Raw genomic sequence first — 13891 nt, 5'->3', positions numbered from 1 at the left:
GAGACTTAAGGGTATTCCCCCATCTTTCCCTGAACTCCCTGCTGGAGTGGTGTTTTCGCGTCCACGGCATGCCAGGATCGGAAGCACACCAAGGAAAGGGAATCACATGTTCTGGAAAGTTCTCGGCATCATCGTCCTGGTCTGGCTCGCGTTCGCCGTTCTCGGCACGGTGATCAAGGGCTTGTTCTGGGTGGCGGTGGCAGCGGCAATCGTGTTCGGCATCTACTGGTTGGTCAAGGCGATCACCGCGGGCGATCAGCGCGATCTGACCAAGCTGTAGTTCCCACGAGGGCGGTGACGGCTCCGGGGATCGAGTCGATCTGCACCGGCAACGGAGTGAACCTCTCCCCGTCGGCGTACGCGACCATCCCGGGAGCGCTGAGGCGGACCCGGGCCGCGCGGTGGGTCTCGACATCGGGAAGGTCGACGTGCGTGCCCTTGTACAACGTGGGGGAGAGGCGGACCAACCGACTGCGGCTGGAGGCTCTGACGATGGTCACGTCGAACAGTCCGTCGTCGGCGACGGCGCCGGGACAGATCGCCATACCGCCCCCGTAGGACGGGCCGTTACCGACCGTCACCAGCGTCGCATCGATGTCCGACGAGTGTCCGTCGAGCTCGACCGAGTACCTGATGGTCCGAAACCGGCTCAATTCCAACAGCATTGCGATGTTGTACTTCGACGGGCCGGACGGCCACTTCATCCCGTTGGCGCGTTCGGTGACCAGACTGTCGAATCCGCTCGACAGGACGGTCGCGAACCATCTGTTGCCCACCCGCCCGAGGTCGAGCGATCGGCGTCGATCGTCGATGACGATGTCCGCCGCCGCCACCGGGTCGTCCAGCGGGACTCCGACGAGGCGAGCGAAGTCGTTGCCCGTCCCGGCAGGGGCGACAGCCAGCGGGGTCGTGGTCGTGGCGACTGCTTGCAGAGCGAGGTTGACCAGTCCGTCGCCCCCGACGGCCACGAGACAGTCGGTCCCGGTGCGGACCGCTCTTTTGGCCTGATCGAGTGCTTCGCCCGGAGTTCTGCCCTCGATGGTGACGACGTCGACGCCTCGCTCGCGTAATCGTGCAACGACGGCGGTGGACACGCGGACTCCGCGCCCACGGCCTGCAGTGGGGTTCGTCAGAACCGTGACAGTCACGGAATCAGTTTGCCAGGATTCAGAATTCCCGCGGGATCGACGGCGACCTTCACTGCTCGAAGGACAGCAGACCCGACAGGTCCGATCTCGTCGGGCATCCATGATCGGTGGTCGCGGCCCACGGCGTGATGGTGTGTGACGGTCGCTCCACTGTCGACGATGGCTGCCGTCGCTGCACGCTTCGCCGTAGTCCACTGAGCCGTCGCATCGGGTGCTGCCGCGCAGACCACCGTGACGTACAGCGACGCACCGGTGGCGTACACGTGCGACACATGACACATCACGATCGGAGGAGTGCCGAGCCCGGTGAGCGCCTCGACGAGAGCGGTGGTGACCCGGGCGCGAACCGCGCTCAGATTCGACCAGCTCGTCGCTGTCTCGAGAGTCTCGGCCAGAGCGCCCGCGTCGAGCAGCGCGTCACGCAGATAGGGCGAATCGAAACGTTTCGCTTCCCATCGCCTGGCACCCTCGGGGTCCGTCACACGTCCGCCGGCGGCGATCACCACCACGTCTGCGGCCGCGGCAGCGTCGATCGCGGCGGCTGTGCCGTCGGGGCAGTCGAACGTCGCCACGGCGGTGCACCCGCCCTGCTCTGCGTCCTGCCCGGCCCGTCCCGCCAGCGCGGCGTCGATGGCGGATTCGGCTTCGTCGGACAGCCTCACGACCGTCGGTCTGCCCGGTGCCACCGACAGCTTCCGCAGTGCCTCGAGACCGGAGGCGAAGTCCGGAAAATGCCAGCACCGATACTCGGTGTACCGAGGGATCGGCCGCACTCGTACGGTCACCGACGTCACGATTCCCAGAGTGCCCTCGGAACCGAGGAAGATCTGCCGCAGGTCCGGTCCCGCCGCCGACGCAGGCGCTCGTCCGCAGACGGTCGTGCCGACGGGGGTGACGACGGTCATCGCCTCGACCATGTCGTCGAAACGACCGTATCCCGAGGACGACTGGCCCGACGACCGCGTCGCGGCGAATCCTCCGATGCTGGCGAAGGCGAACGACTGCGGGAAATGACCGAGGGTCAGGCCGTGACGGCCGAGCATCTCCTCGGCTTCCGGGCCGGTGACTCCCGCCAGCAACGTTGCGGTGCGAGATTCGACGTCGAGATGGGTCAGTGCGTCGAGTCGACGTGTGCTGACCGTGACGACGGTGTCGAACCATTCGCGGACCGGGTCGACTCCGCCGACGACGCTGGTGCCACCGCCGAACGGAACGACGGCGATCGCGAAGTCGCTGCAGTACCGGAGGAGGGATTCCACCTGCTGCGTATCCGCGGGGAAGAGGACTGCGTCCGGGGCGTGCTGCACCCCGCCGCGGCGCCGGGCCAGCAGATCGGTCGTGCTCTTGCCGCCGAGATACCGAAGTCGAACATCGTCGTCGGTGGAAATGTATGCGGCACCGACGATGTCCTCGAAACCGCGGCGTCGGTCGTCGGTCAGGCGCGACCGAGTCAGCCGCACCGGAGCAACCTCCCGCTCGGGCCGATCCGGTGCGGGGGAGATTCCCAGCGCGGACTGCAGCAGGTCTCGAACCTCGGACGGCAGAACGCGCTTGTTCTCAGCGGTTCCCCACGCATCCCAGACCATCGTCGAGGGCGACGCGCCGGGCAGCTCCACCGGGGGATGTTCCTGCATGATCTATAGTGTTACACAGCTTGCATATTTGTAACCCGGTCTCGGTTATCAGTTCTCGAGGCCACCGAGCGAGGTGCCGACAGTGAGTGACCAGTCCGTTGCAGGCTCGTCTGCCGTGAAGGATTCGTCCTCCGTCGAAGATCAGGTGCTCGACGCGGCGCGCTCCTGCATCCTCGAACACGGTGTCCGGCGCACCACTCTCGCCGAGATCGCTCGACGTGCCGGGGTCAGTCGGCCGACGGTCTACCGGCGCTGGGCGGACACACGGGCCGTCGTGTCGTCGTTGCTGACGCGTGAGATCGGTTCGGTCATGCCGTCGTTCGATCTCGACGCTCCTGTCCGACCACAGGTGTCCTCCGCCGCACGCGATGTGGCGGACAAGGTGCGTTCACATCCGCTGTTCGTCAAGATCATCGAGTCCGACTCGGACATCCTGTCCACCTACATCCTCCACCGGCTCGGCACCAGTCAGTCGCTGATCATCGACGCGCTCGCACCCGTCGTGGCTGCAGGGCAACGGGACTCGTCGATCCGCCCAGGAAACACGATTCATCTGGCGACCGTCGTTCTTCTCATGGTCCAGTCCGCAGTTCAATCGGCGAACATGGTCGCGCAGCGCATTCCCGGTGACGAGTTGATCGCGGAAGTCTCCTACGCCGTCGACGCGTACCTCAGCCCGGCTGGTCCGTGAGACCCTCCGGCAGTTCGGCCCCCTCCGGCAGTTCGGCGCTGAACGGCGCTCGACGTGAACACGATCTCGAAAAGCTCTGGGACGGTCATGTTGTCGACGTTCTGGTCGTGGGTGGCGGCGTCACCGGTGCAGGCGTTGCACTCGACGCGGCGTCGCGCGGGCTGAGCGTTGCTCTCGTCGAGAAGCACGATCTGGCGTTCGGGACGAGCCGGTGGAGTTCCAAACTGGTCCACGGCGGCCTGCGGTATCTAGCGTCGGGCCACGTCGGGATCGCCCACGAGAGTGCGGTGGAGCGCGGGATCCTGATGACCCGTACAGCGCCGCATCTGGTTCGGCGCCTCCCGACGATCATTCCGTTGCACGAGTCGGTCTCTCGGGTCGATGCCGTCGTGATCAGGGCTGGGCAGGCCGCAGGAGATGCACTCAGAGCGGCCGCCGGGACGCCCGCGGCGTTGCTGCCACGCGCAGATCTGATCGGAGCAGGCAGCGTGGTCGACGCCGCGCCCACTGTTCGGCGTCGCGGACTGCGCGGCGGCGCACGATCCTGGGACGGGCAGTTGGTCGACGACGCCCGACTCGTCGTGGCCGTTGCGCGTACAGCCGCGTCGTACGGGGCCTCCGTCCTGACCGGACTCGGCGCATCCGACGTGGACCGAACGTCGGCTCGGATCACCGATACCGAGTCCGGAGAGAGTACTCGCATCAGGGCGCGGATCGTCGTCAACTCCGCAGGGGTGTGGGCTGGTGAGATCGACTCCCGAATCACCCTGCGTCCCAGCCGCGGGACGCACCTGGTCTTCGACGATTCGACGTTCGGCGGGCTGAACTGTTCGCTCACCATCCCGATACCCGGTGAGCGCAACCGCTTCGTGTTCGCACTTCCAGCGCCGCTCGGCCGCGTGTACGTCGGATTGACCGACGAGGCGACCTCGGGCCCGGTACCGGATGTCCCCGTCGCCTCGGACACGGAGGTGGACTTCCTGCTCGCAGTTCTCGGCACCGTCGTCGACCCGGCGCCGACGCGCGCCGACGTCATCGGATCCTTCGCCGGGCTGCGTCCGCTGCTGGCCTCGGGTGACGGCGCTTCGGCCGACCTGTCCCGTCGGCACGCCGTGCTCGACGACGGTGCCGGACCCGTCGGTGTGGTCGGCGGCAAGCTGACGACGTACCGGTTGATGGCCGAGCAGGCCGTCGACGTGGTGGCGACGGCTCTCGGTGAGACGCTCGGACCTTCGCGCACGGCATCGATTCCGCTCGTGGGGGCCGCGACGCAGCAGACCCTCGATGCCATCGACGCCCCGGTGTCCGTGGTCCGGCGGTTCGGTGCCGACGCCATGCTCGTTCGAGCGCTCGCGGACCGGATGCCTGGTGGGTGGGCACCGGTAGCGGAGGGGATCGACATCTGTGAGGCGGAGTTGGCCTTCTCGGTGCAGTACGAGGGTGCTCGGTCCGTGGGCGATCTCCTCGACCGACGCACGAGGATCGGGCTGGTGGACGTCGATCGGGCGCGAGCCGTGGACTCCGCGGAGCGAGCGCTCGAGAAGTTCCTGCACACGCGTCGGTGAACATCTGTGGCACGCTGAACCCGTGCGCGTAGCGGTAGTGGCAGGCCCCGACCCAGGCCATGCTTTTCCTGCGATAGCTCTGTGCCTGAAGTTCGTCGAGGCGGGGGACGAGCCGGTGTTGTTCACCGGTTCCAGGTGGATCGACGGTGCGCGGGCAGCCGGAGTGGACACCCGGTTGCTCGAGGGTCTCGCTCCGCGGCCCGAGGACGACGACATGGACGCGGGCCAGCGAATTCACTCGCGCGCCGCATTCGTCGCGACGGAGTTTCTTCCGGATCTTCGGTCTGTATCGGCCGATCTCGTCGTCTCCGACATACTGACTGCCGGAGGCGGTATGGCGGCCGAGAAACTCGGTGTTCCCTGGGTGGAGCTCTCACCTCACCCGCTGTACTCGCCGTCGAAAGGGTTGCCGCCCATCGGAAGTGGTCTCGCGTGTGGCGTCGGATTCCGCGGTAGGCTTCGCGATCGGATGATGCGCGCCGCGACCGGACGGTCGATCGCACAAGGCCGAGCGCAGCGCAGTGCGGCTCGGGTCGGTATCGGACTTCCCGCGGAGGATCCGGGGCCAAAGGCCAGACTGATCGCCACGATCCCCGCTCTCGAAGTCCCGAGGCCGGATTGGCCGTCGGAGGCGCATGTCGTGGGCCCTTTGCACTGGGAGCCGACCAACGAGGTTCTCGAACCTCCGCCCGGCGACGGTCCGGTCGTGATGGTGGCGCCGTCGACGGCGTTCACCGGAGCGGTGGGAATGCTCGAGATGACGTTGGAAGGAATGCAGGGCAGCGGTACTCGCGTGGTGGCGTCGATACTCGACGACCCTCCGTCGTCGTTGCCGACGTGGGCCGTAGCTGGTCTCGGGCGTCAGGACGCGCTGTTGCGCGCAGCCGACGTCGTGGTGTGCGGTAGTGGGCACGGTCTCCTGTCGAAGGCTCTGATCCACGGTGTTCCGGTGGTCGCGGTCCCGGGCGGCGGGGATCAATGGGAGCTGGCCAACCGCGCCGAGCGTCAGGGAAGCGCCATCGTGGTTCGTCCGCCGACCCCGGAGTCGATCGGATCCGCCGTGCGGGCAGTGTTGGAGGGCCCGTCCTACGCCCGCGCTGCTGCTGACGCTGCGGCAGGCGCGCACGACGTCGACGATGCGGTCGAGGTGTGCCGCGCTGCTCTCGCCTGACACGGTTTCGGTACGGTTGTGCGGTGCGATTGACTGAATTCCGTGAACTGCTCGTCGAGGAGTTCGGCCAGATTCGGGGTGACTCGATCCTGGTCGATCACGTCATCACCGGAATCGACGGGCTCACCGGCGCCGAGGCGATAGAGGCCGGGGTCGATCCGCGTGAGGTCTGGCGCGCTTTGTGCAAGGAGTTCGACGTGCCGCGTAGTCGCTGGTGACAATTCTCGGCCTTTCCGCGTGTCGGATGACGCAATCGAACACGTGTTCGCCTATGCTGGGTGTCATTCGGTTGGGCTCGTCGAGTGCGGCTGGATCGAACGTGTCGGTGGGTGGCTCTACGGTTACCGACAACACGCTGAACTACGAACCACGCTGACAGACCGCACCGATACAGACCACACGGATACAGACCACTCAAGGAGATCACGATGCCTGCATACGATCGCGACAAAGCGCTCGATCTCGCACTAGCGCAGATCGACAAGAACTTCGGCAAGGGATCGGTGATGCGGCTCGGTGACGAGGTTCGTCAGCCGATCGCCGTCATTCCCACCGGGTCGATCGCCCTGGACGTAGCGCTCGGTATCGGTGGACTGCCGCGTGGCCGAGTCGTCGAGATCTACGGCCCGGAGTCCTCGGGTAAGACCACCGTTGCACTGCACGCAGTTGCCAACGCGCAGCGCAACGGCGGTATCGCCGCGTTCATCGACGCCGAGCACGCGCTGGACCCGGACTACGCACAGAAACTGGGCGTCGACACCGACGCACTGTTGGTCTCGCAGCCGGACACCGGTGAGCAGGCGCTCGAAATCGCGGACATGCTGATCCGCTCGGGTGCGCTCGACATTCTGGTCATCGACTCGGTCGCTGCGCTCGTGCCGCGCGCCGAGATCGAAGGCGAAATGGGAGACAGTCACGTCGGTCTCCAGGCTCGCCTCATGAGCCAGGCGCTGCGAAAGATGACCGGTGCGCTCAGCAATTCCGGCACCACGGCCATCTTCATCAACCAGTTGCGCGAGAAGATCGGCGTCATGTTCGGTTCCCCGGAGACAACCACCGGCGGTAAGGCACTCAAGTTCTACTCGTCCGTTCGCCTCGATGTTCGCCGTATCGAGACGTTGAAGGACGGCACCGACGCAGTCGGCAACCGCACACGTGTGAAGATCGTGAAGAACAAGGTTGCGCCTCCGTTCAAGCAGGCAGAGTTCGACATTCTGTACGGCAAGGGCATCAGCCGTGAAGGCTCGCTCATCGACATGGGCGTCGAGCACGGGTTCATTCGCAAGTCGGGCTCCTGGTTCACCTACGACGGCGATCAGCTCGGGCAGGGCAAGGAAAATGCTCGTAAGTTCATGCTCGAGAACCCGGACATCCGCGACGAAATCGAGAAGAAGATCATGGAGAAGCTGCAGATCGGGGCCGACGTCACGGCCACCGACGAAGCCGCGCCCGTCGAGTTCTAAGTCTGGGTAGTTGTCGGTGGATTCAGGCGAAGGTGGTGGCACCGAAGCGCAGGCGCAGGATGTCTGCCTTCGGCTGCTGACCGACCGAGCACGCAGCAGACATGAACTCGAAACGCGTTTGGCGAAGAAGGGATTCACCCCCGCTGTCGCAACGGCAGTGCTGGACAGGCTGACCACAGCAAAATTGGTCGACGATGCAGCGTTCGCGGAGCAGTGGGTGCATTCCCGGCACACGTATTCCGGCAAAGGCAAACACGTCCTGAGTCGGGAACTGCGCACCAAGGGCGTCAGCGACGACCTCGCTCGCATCGCACTCGATCAGATCGATGTCGAAGACGAGCGCGAGCGCGCCAGTGAACTGGTACGGAAGAAGTGTCGGACCATGTCTCTCCCGGAGCCGGGGAGTCCCGATGCGCGGTCCGAGCGAGACAAGGTGGTGCGCAGACTCGTTGGAATGCTTGCGCGTCGCGGCTACTCGCAGGGAATGGCATTTGCGGTCGTGAAGGAACAGCTCGACCGTCTGGGAGCCGAAACCGAAGACTTCGACGGTGATGATCTCGGGTGATCGTCCACCCGTGACCAGCGCATCCCGTCGAACACACGAGGCCCGCAACACCGATGGTGTTGCGGGCCTCGTCTTGTATCCGATCGACGCGAGGTCAGGCGGCGCCTGCGGGTCCTCCGCCGAAGTCGGCCGCCGGTACGACGGTACCGCCGGTCTTACGCTTCTTCTGTCGCATCCGACCCTCGACCACGGTCGCGAGCTTCGTCAGCAAGGAGTTGATCACGATCATGATGATCGCGACGATGATCAGCGACGGTAGGTAGTTGCCGTAGAACGCACCGACCTGCTGGCCGGCACGGACGACCTCGACGTATCCGATCAGGTAGCCGAGAGCCGAGTCCTTCAATGCCACGACCATCTGGGAGATGATCGCGGGCAGCATCGCGGTGACGGCCTGCGGCAGCAGAATCAAACTCATGACCTGGCCCTTGCGCATGCCGAGGGCGGACGCCGCTTCGGTTTGACCCTTCGGCAGCGAGTTGACGCCTGCACGAACGATTTCCGCGATGACGGATCCGTTGTAGAGGGTCAGGCCCGTGACCACGGCGGCCAGTGCCAGGTACTTGACCTTGAAGACTTCGTACTCGGCGTAGACCGCATACAGAAAGATCATCAGGATCAGCACGGGAACGGCGCGGAACAACTCGACGATGACGCCGCTGATCACGCGTACCGAGCGGTGATCGGAGAGCCGCCCGATGCCGAGAACCGCACCGAGAATCAGCGCCAACACGATCGACAGCGCTGCGGCTACGAGCGTCCCTTGGATGCCCGGTAACAGGTAGGTCGTCCACGTGGTGGATTCGAGGAACGGGTCCCACTTGTCCGCGGTGAGCTGACCTTTGGAATCGAGCGCGAGATAGATCAGGTAGGCGATGCCCAGCGAGACCAGTAGGACGACACCGGACAGAATTCGGTACCGGAGTTTGGCCTTGGGGCCGGGAACATCGTAGAGAACGGCTACGGCGTCACTCATCACTTCACCGCCAATCGCTTGCTGAGGTAGCCGAACAGCAGTCCGGTCGGGAGCGTCAGGACGACGAACCCGAGGGCGAAGATTCCACCGACGACGAAGATGGCGGCCTCGTTCTCGATCATCGTCTTCATCAACAACGACGCCTCTGCGACACCGATGACCGACGCGATGGTGGTGTTCTTGGTCAACGCGATCAACACGCTGCCCAGCGGGCCGATCACCGCACGAAATGCCTGGGGTAGCACGATGATCGTGATGTTCTGGGTGAAGGTCATGCCGAGGGAACGGCCGGCTTCGGCTTGTCCGACCGGGACGGTGTTGATACCGGACCGGAGCGACTCCGCGACGAACGACGCAGTGTAGATGCTCAAACCGAGCACAGCCAGGCGGAAGTTGTTGTCCACGAGAAACGTCGGCGAATCCTGCGGAGCCAGGGCGACGCCCATGGTCTGGTACAGACCGAACGACGTGAACAGGATGATCAGCGTCAAAGGAGTGTTGCGGAAGACGGTGACGTAACCGGTCGCGATGGCACGCGCGATAGGAATCGGAGACACGCGCATCGCGGCGATGATCGTGCCGAGGATCAAGGCGCCGATCGCGGACAGAACCGTCAGTTTGATCGTCATGATGAACGCGTCGACGAGTTGATCGCCGTACTTGCTCAATAGGTTCAAGGCAGGGGTGTCCAATCGGCTGGAGCGGACTCACCTGCGGGTGCACCCGAACGATCGGATGCCCCCGCAGGTAGGTGGTGCGTCAGTAGCGGTCGACGGTGGGCGCGGCCGGAAGCGTGTACCCCGACGCACCGACGGTGTCGTTGAACGCCTGCTCCCATGCGCCGCTCGAGATCATCTCTTCGATGGCGTCGTTGATCTGATTACGGCCTTCGGTGTCGTCCTTGGCCAAGCCGATGCCGTAGTTCTCCGTCGTGAACGGCTCGCCGACGACCTTCAACTCACCCGGGTACTGGGCGGCGTAACCGGCGAGGATGATGTCGTCGGTGGTGACGGCATCGATCGCACCGTTGCGCAGACCCTCGACGCACGCGGAGTAGGTGTCGTAGTTCTGCAGCTGAACGCCGGGGTACTCGTCGGCGATGTTCTGTGCGGGGGTGGATCCGGACACCGAGCACAGACGCTTGCCCTCGAGCGATGCCGGACCGGTGATGTCGGTGTTGGCGTCCGTGACGAGCAGTGACTGTCCTGCAACGAAGTACGGTCCGGCGAAACCGACCTTCTCCTTGCGAGTATCGGTGATCGAATACGTGGCGACGACGTAGTCGACCTCGCCGTTCTGGATCAGCGTCTCGCGCTGAGCGGACGGGGCTTCCTTGAACTCGATGTTCTCCTCGGACACACCGAGCTGACCGGCAACGTACTTGGCGACCTCGACGTCGAAGCCGCTGAAAGTGCCGTCGGGGTTGCGCAGGCCGAGACCCGGCTGGTCGTACTTGATGCCGACGATGAGGTTGCCGTCCTCCGCGCTCGACGACACACTGCGCTCTTCGTTGCCACCACATGCGGTGGCCACGACAGCGAGCGCTGCGATTCCTGCTGCGACGCGGAGTGTGCGATTGATTTTCACGACTGTGTTCCTCCAGAGGTTGGTACTGCGAAATGTTCCAGCAGAGAGAGCGTTTCGAGTCAAGATGTTTTCGAGCGGAGTCAGTGTTTCTAACGGAGTCAGTGTTTCGAGCGGAGTCAGTGGCCGAGGATTTTGCCGAGGAAGTCCTTGGCACGTTCGGATTCGGGGGCGGTGAAGAACGTCTCGGGATCGGTGTCCTCGACGACGGCGCCGTCGGCCATGAAGATGACGCGGTCACCTGCTTTGCGGGCGAAGCCCATCTCGTGCGTGACGACGAGCATCGTCATGCCTTCCTTGGCCAGGGACGTCATCACGTCGAGAACCTCGTTGACCATCTCGGGGTCGAGCGCGGAGGTCGGCTCGTCGAACAGCATCACCTTGGGGTTCATTGCGAGCGACCGTGCAATGGCCACACGCTGCTGCTGTCCGCCCGAGAGTTGAGCGGGATACTTGTCGGCCTGATTGGCAATTCCGACACGCTCGAGAAGCGCCTGAGCGGACTTGCGTACCTCGTCCTTCTTGAGCTTGCGGACCTTCTGCGGGGCGAGCATGACGTTCTCGAGAATCGTCTTGTGCGCGAACAGATTGAAGGACTGGAACACCATTCCCACGTCGGCGCGCAGGGCAGCAAGAGCCTTCCCCTCGGCGGGAAGTACGGACCCGTCGACCTCGATGGTCCCCGAGTCGATGGGCTCGAGGCGGTTGATCGTTCGGCACAGGGTCGACTTTCCGGAACCGGACGGTCCGAGAACGATGACGACCTGTCCGGCGGGAACCTCGAGATCGATGTTCTTGAGAACGTGCAGATCACCGAAATGCTTGTCTACCGATTTCAGAGAGATCATGGGGGGTCGATCGGCAAGAGCACCGGAAGCCGGCGCGTCGGTGGCGTGCGTCATAGAGCAGAACCCTATTCGTAGTTTGCTCGTCTTCACCGGTTTTCACCCGCTGATTCGGATTATGTAATGGAAACTTTACTGATGGTCGGTATCGCCCCAGGTGCCGAGTGACGTGTGACATGGCCCGATGCGCGCCGGCGTCGCAGAGCACGAGGTACGGCGCTGTTAGTCTGGTGTGTGTCGATGTTGAACGAAGAAGCTACACGGTCCGAGGCTCGGAGCTACGAGGTACGAACGCACGGTTGCCAGATGAACGTGCACGACTCGGAGCGACTCGCCGGACTCCTCGAAGAGGCGGGCTACGTGCCGGCCGACTCGGGGACCGACGCAGACCTGGTGGTCTTCAACACGTGCGCAGTTCGCGAGAACGCGGACAACAAGCTCTACGGCAACCTGGGAATGCTTCGGCCCGCCAAGGGGCGCAACCCTCGGATGCAGATCGCCGTCGGCGGATGCCTCGCTCAGAAGGATCGCGACACGGTCGTCAAGAAAGCTCCCTGGGTGGACGTGGTGTTCGGCACCCACAACATCGGATCCCTCCCCGTCCTCCTCGAACGCGCACGACACAACGACGAAGCCCAGGTCGAGATTCTGGAATCGCTCGAGGCGTTCCCGTCGACCCTTCCGGCGAAGCGTGAGTCCCCGTACGCGGGATGGGTCTCGATCTCCGTGGGCTGCAACAACACCTGCACTTTCTGCATCGTGCCCGCGCTGCGTGGCAAGGAAATCGATCGACGGCCGGGGGACATTCTCGCCGAAGTCCAGGCTCTCGTCGACCAGGGCGTCCTCGAAGTCACACTGCTCGGTCAGAACGTCAACGCGTACGGCGCGTCGTTCGCCGATCCGGCTCTGGCCCGTGATCGCGGAGCGTTCGCCGCTCTGCTGAAAGCCTGCGGAGCCATCGACGGGCTGGAGCGTGTCCGGTTCACATCACCTCATCCGGCCGAGTTCACGGACGACGTCATCGAGGCGATGGCGTCGACGTCCAATATCTGCCCCACACTGCACATGCCGCTGCAGTCCGGATCCGACCGGATCCTCAAGTCGATGCGCCGGTCCTACCGCCAGAGCAAGTTCCTGGGAATCATCGACAAGGTGCGTGCAGCGATGCCTCACGCCGCGATCACCACCGACATCATCGTCGGATTTCCGGGCGAGACCGAAGAGGACTTCGAACAGACACTCGAGGTCATGCGCCGGGCGAAGTTCGCCAACGCCTACACCTTCCAGTACTCCAAGAGGCCGGGCACACCGGCCGCGGACATGGACGGGCAGATTCCCAAAGAAGTGGTGCAGGAGCGATACAACCGCCTGATCGCACTGCAGGAGGAGATTGTCCTCGGCGAGAACCGTGCGCTGATCGGCACCGGCGTGGAGATCCTGGTCGCGACCGGTGAAGGCCGCAAGAACGCAGCCACCCACCGCAAGAGCGGCCGGGCACGGGACGGACGGTTGGTGCACTTCAGCGGCGAAGCCGAACAGCTCGCCGCAATCCGCCCGGGCGACGTGGTGACGACCACCATCACCGCAGCCGCGCCCTATCACCTCATCGCCGACGCAGGCGTCGCATCGCACCGCCGGACCGCCGCGGGCGATGCCTACGAACGAGGAACCGTGCCGAAGACGGCACCCATCGGCGTCGGATTGGGGTTGCCGTCCATCGGCGCCCCCGCCCCGCTGCCCGCCACGACAGGATGCGCACTATGACCGACGCCGACAAGAACCCCGAGCACGCAACCGACGACTACCGGGCCCCGGACTACGACCGAGCCGAAAAGCAGATCGACTCGGAGATCGACCCGGGTGTGCGCGCCGTCGTCGTCGCCTCGCTGGTGATGCTTCTGTTGCTGTCGCTGGCCCTGCCCCACACCGGCGCCGTCAACGGATTCGACGTACTGTCCGGAAACGACGCCGCCGTCGCCGACGCCATCGCACTGCCCTCGCGGATCTACGTCTGGCTCGTGCTCGTGTTCGCCGTGGTCATGTCAGTCCTCGCACTCGTCACCCGAATCTGGGCCCTCGCCTGGATCGCACTGGCCGGATCCGGAGTGGCATCGGTCTTCGGCATGCTGTCCATCTGGTCTCGTCAGACCCTGCCCGCCGACTCCGTCGGCAGCGGCCCCGGAATCGGCCTCGTCCTCGGATGGATACTCGTCGTCGCCCTGACGTTCCATTGGCTCAAGGCTGTCCGC

15 protein-coding genes are annotated in these 13891 nt (G+C 64.6%); 9 read left to right on the top strand and 6 right to left on the bottom strand.

Annotated elements, in window-relative coordinates; translation table 11 throughout:
* The first annotated feature begins 106 nt into the window (after nt 1-106).
* Nucleotides 107-280: a hypothetical protein gene (locus CH289_RS28385; RefSeq protein ID WP_019664118.1), complete on the top strand. Its 174-nt coding sequence runs from the start codon at nt 107-109 to the stop codon at nt 278-280.
* Here the strand turns inward: CH289_RS28385 and CH289_RS23905 are convergent.
* A complete protein-coding gene (locus CH289_RS23905) occupies nt 243-1148 on the bottom strand; it encodes a diacylglycerol kinase (protein ID WP_170949236.1) in 906 nt (301 codons plus the stop codon). The genes CH289_RS28385 and CH289_RS23905 overlap by 38 nt on opposite strands.
* Nucleotides 1145-2734 carry an FAD-binding oxidoreductase gene (locus CH289_RS23900; protein WP_094655890.1) on the bottom strand — a complete coding sequence of 530 codons (1590 nt, stop codon included), beginning with the start codon at nt 2732-2734 and terminating at the stop codon, nt 1145-1147. The genes CH289_RS23905 and CH289_RS23900 overlap by 4 nt, the downstream gene beginning before the upstream one ends.
* A gap of 130 nt (nt 2735-2864) precedes the next feature.
* Between CH289_RS23900 and CH289_RS23895 the strand changes: the two genes are divergently transcribed.
* The 6 genes from CH289_RS23895 to CH289_RS23870 all read left to right on the top strand — a co-directional run bounded on the left by CH289_RS23895 (nt 2865) and on the right by CH289_RS23870 (nt 8237).
* Nucleotides 2865-3473, top strand: a complete 609-nt coding sequence (locus CH289_RS23895; protein ID WP_020110215.1) for a TetR/AcrR family transcriptional regulator — start codon at nt 2865-2867, stop codon at nt 3471-3473.
* On the top strand, nt 3470-5038 hold the full coding sequence (locus tag CH289_RS23890) for a glycerol-3-phosphate dehydrogenase/oxidase (RefSeq protein ID WP_094728741.1): 1569 nt from the start codon (nt 3470-3472) through the stop codon (nt 5036-5038). The genes CH289_RS23895 and CH289_RS23890 overlap by 4 nt, the downstream gene beginning before the upstream one ends.
* A gap of 22 nt (nt 5039-5060) precedes the next feature.
* Nucleotides 5061-6209, top strand: a complete 1149-nt coding sequence (locus CH289_RS23885) for a glycosyltransferase (protein WP_027498550.1) — start codon at nt 5061-5063, stop codon at nt 6207-6209.
* A 23-nt stretch (nt 6210-6232) separates the two neighbouring features.
* Nucleotides 6233-6427 carry a DUF3046 domain-containing protein gene (locus tag CH289_RS23880; protein ID WP_019664112.1) on the top strand — a complete coding sequence of 65 codons (195 nt, stop codon included), beginning with the start codon at nt 6233-6235 and terminating at the stop codon, nt 6425-6427.
* 210 nt (nt 6428-6637) lie between these two features.
* Nucleotides 6638-7672 (top strand): recombinase RecA, encoded by a 1035-nt coding sequence (gene recA / locus CH289_RS23875; protein ID WP_019664110.1) that lies wholly within the window; start codon nt 6638-6640, stop codon nt 7670-7672.
* 16 nt (nt 7673-7688) lie between these two features.
* On the top strand, nt 7689-8237 hold the full coding sequence (locus tag CH289_RS23870; RefSeq protein ID WP_019664109.1) for a regulatory protein RecX: 549 nt from the start codon (nt 7689-7691) through the stop codon (nt 8235-8237).
* Between the two features lie 94 nt (nt 8238-8331).
* Here the strand turns inward: CH289_RS23870 and CH289_RS23865 are convergent, their stop codons facing one another.
* From CH289_RS23865 to CH289_RS23850, 4 genes are all read right to left on the bottom strand, one after another.
* Nucleotides 8332-9213 carry an amino acid ABC transporter permease gene (locus CH289_RS23865; protein WP_019664108.1) on the bottom strand — a complete coding sequence of 294 codons (882 nt, stop codon included), beginning with the start codon at nt 9211-9213 and terminating at the stop codon, nt 8332-8334.
* Nucleotides 9213-9890 carry an amino acid ABC transporter permease gene (locus CH289_RS23860; protein ID WP_026347608.1) on the bottom strand — a complete coding sequence of 226 codons (678 nt, stop codon included), beginning with the start codon at nt 9888-9890 and terminating at the stop codon, nt 9213-9215. The genes CH289_RS23865 and CH289_RS23860 overlap by 1 nt, the downstream gene beginning before the upstream one ends.
* Before the next feature lie 82 nt (nt 9891-9972).
* Nucleotides 9973-10800, bottom strand: coding sequence for a glutamate ABC transporter substrate-binding protein (locus CH289_RS23855; protein ID WP_019664106.1), 828 nt, complete (start codon nt 10798-10800; stop codon nt 9973-9975).
* Between the two features lie 116 nt (nt 10801-10916).
* Nucleotides 10917-11645: an amino acid ABC transporter ATP-binding protein gene (locus CH289_RS23850; RefSeq protein WP_170947588.1), complete on the bottom strand. Its 729-nt coding sequence runs from the start codon at nt 11643-11645 to the stop codon at nt 10917-10919.
* 237 nt (nt 11646-11882) lie between these two features.
* On the opposite strand from CH289_RS23850, the gene miaB reads away from it, so the two are divergent.
* Both miaB and CH289_RS23840 read left to right on the top strand, forming a co-directional pair.
* The gene (gene miaB, locus CH289_RS23845) at nt 11883-13406 is read left to right on the top strand and encodes a tRNA (N6-isopentenyl adenosine(37)-C2)-methylthiotransferase MiaB (RefSeq protein WP_027498549.1); all 1524 of its coding nucleotides are present in this window, start codon (nt 11883-11885) and stop codon (nt 13404-13406) included.
* The coding region (locus CH289_RS23840) for an Rv2732c family membrane protein (protein WP_094728813.1) at nt 13403-13891 on the top strand (489 nt) is incomplete at its 3' end. The genes miaB and CH289_RS23840, both read left to right, overlap by 4 nt.

Source organism: Rhodococcus sp. RS1C4 (assembly GCF_002258225.1).
In the GTDB taxonomy this organism is placed as follows: domain Bacteria; phylum Actinomycetota; class Actinomycetes; order Mycobacteriales; family Mycobacteriaceae; genus Rhodococcoides; species Rhodococcoides fascians_E.
Note: the sequence above shows the minus strand (reverse complement) of the source record. Positions and strands in the feature narration are given on the sequence as shown.

What these genes read in the sequence shown, in the direction of transcription:
- CH289_RS23900 (WP_094655890.1), bottom strand. Translation starts at nt 2,734, where the DNA reads ATGGTCTGGGATGCGTGGGGAACCGCTGAGAACAAGCGCGTTCTGCCG.
- CH289_RS23865 (WP_019664108.1), bottom strand. Translation starts at nt 9,213, where the DNA reads ATGAGTGACGCCGTAGCCGTTCTCTACGATGTTCCCGGCCCCAAGGCC.
- recA (WP_019664110.1), top strand. Translation starts at nt 6,638, where the DNA reads ATGCCTGCATACGATCGCGACAAAGCGCTCGATCTCGCACTAGCGCAG.
- miaB (WP_027498549.1), top strand. Translation starts at nt 11,883, where the DNA reads ATGTTGAACGAAGAAGCTACACGGTCCGAGGCTCGGAGCTACGAGGTA.
- CH289_RS28385 (WP_019664118.1), top strand. Translation starts at nt 107, where the DNA reads ATGTTCTGGAAAGTTCTCGGCATCATCGTCCTGGTCTGGCTCGCGTTC.
- CH289_RS23850 (WP_170947588.1), bottom strand. Translation starts at nt 11,645, where the DNA reads ATGATCTCTCTGAAATCGGTAGACAAGCATTTCGGTGATCTGCACGTT.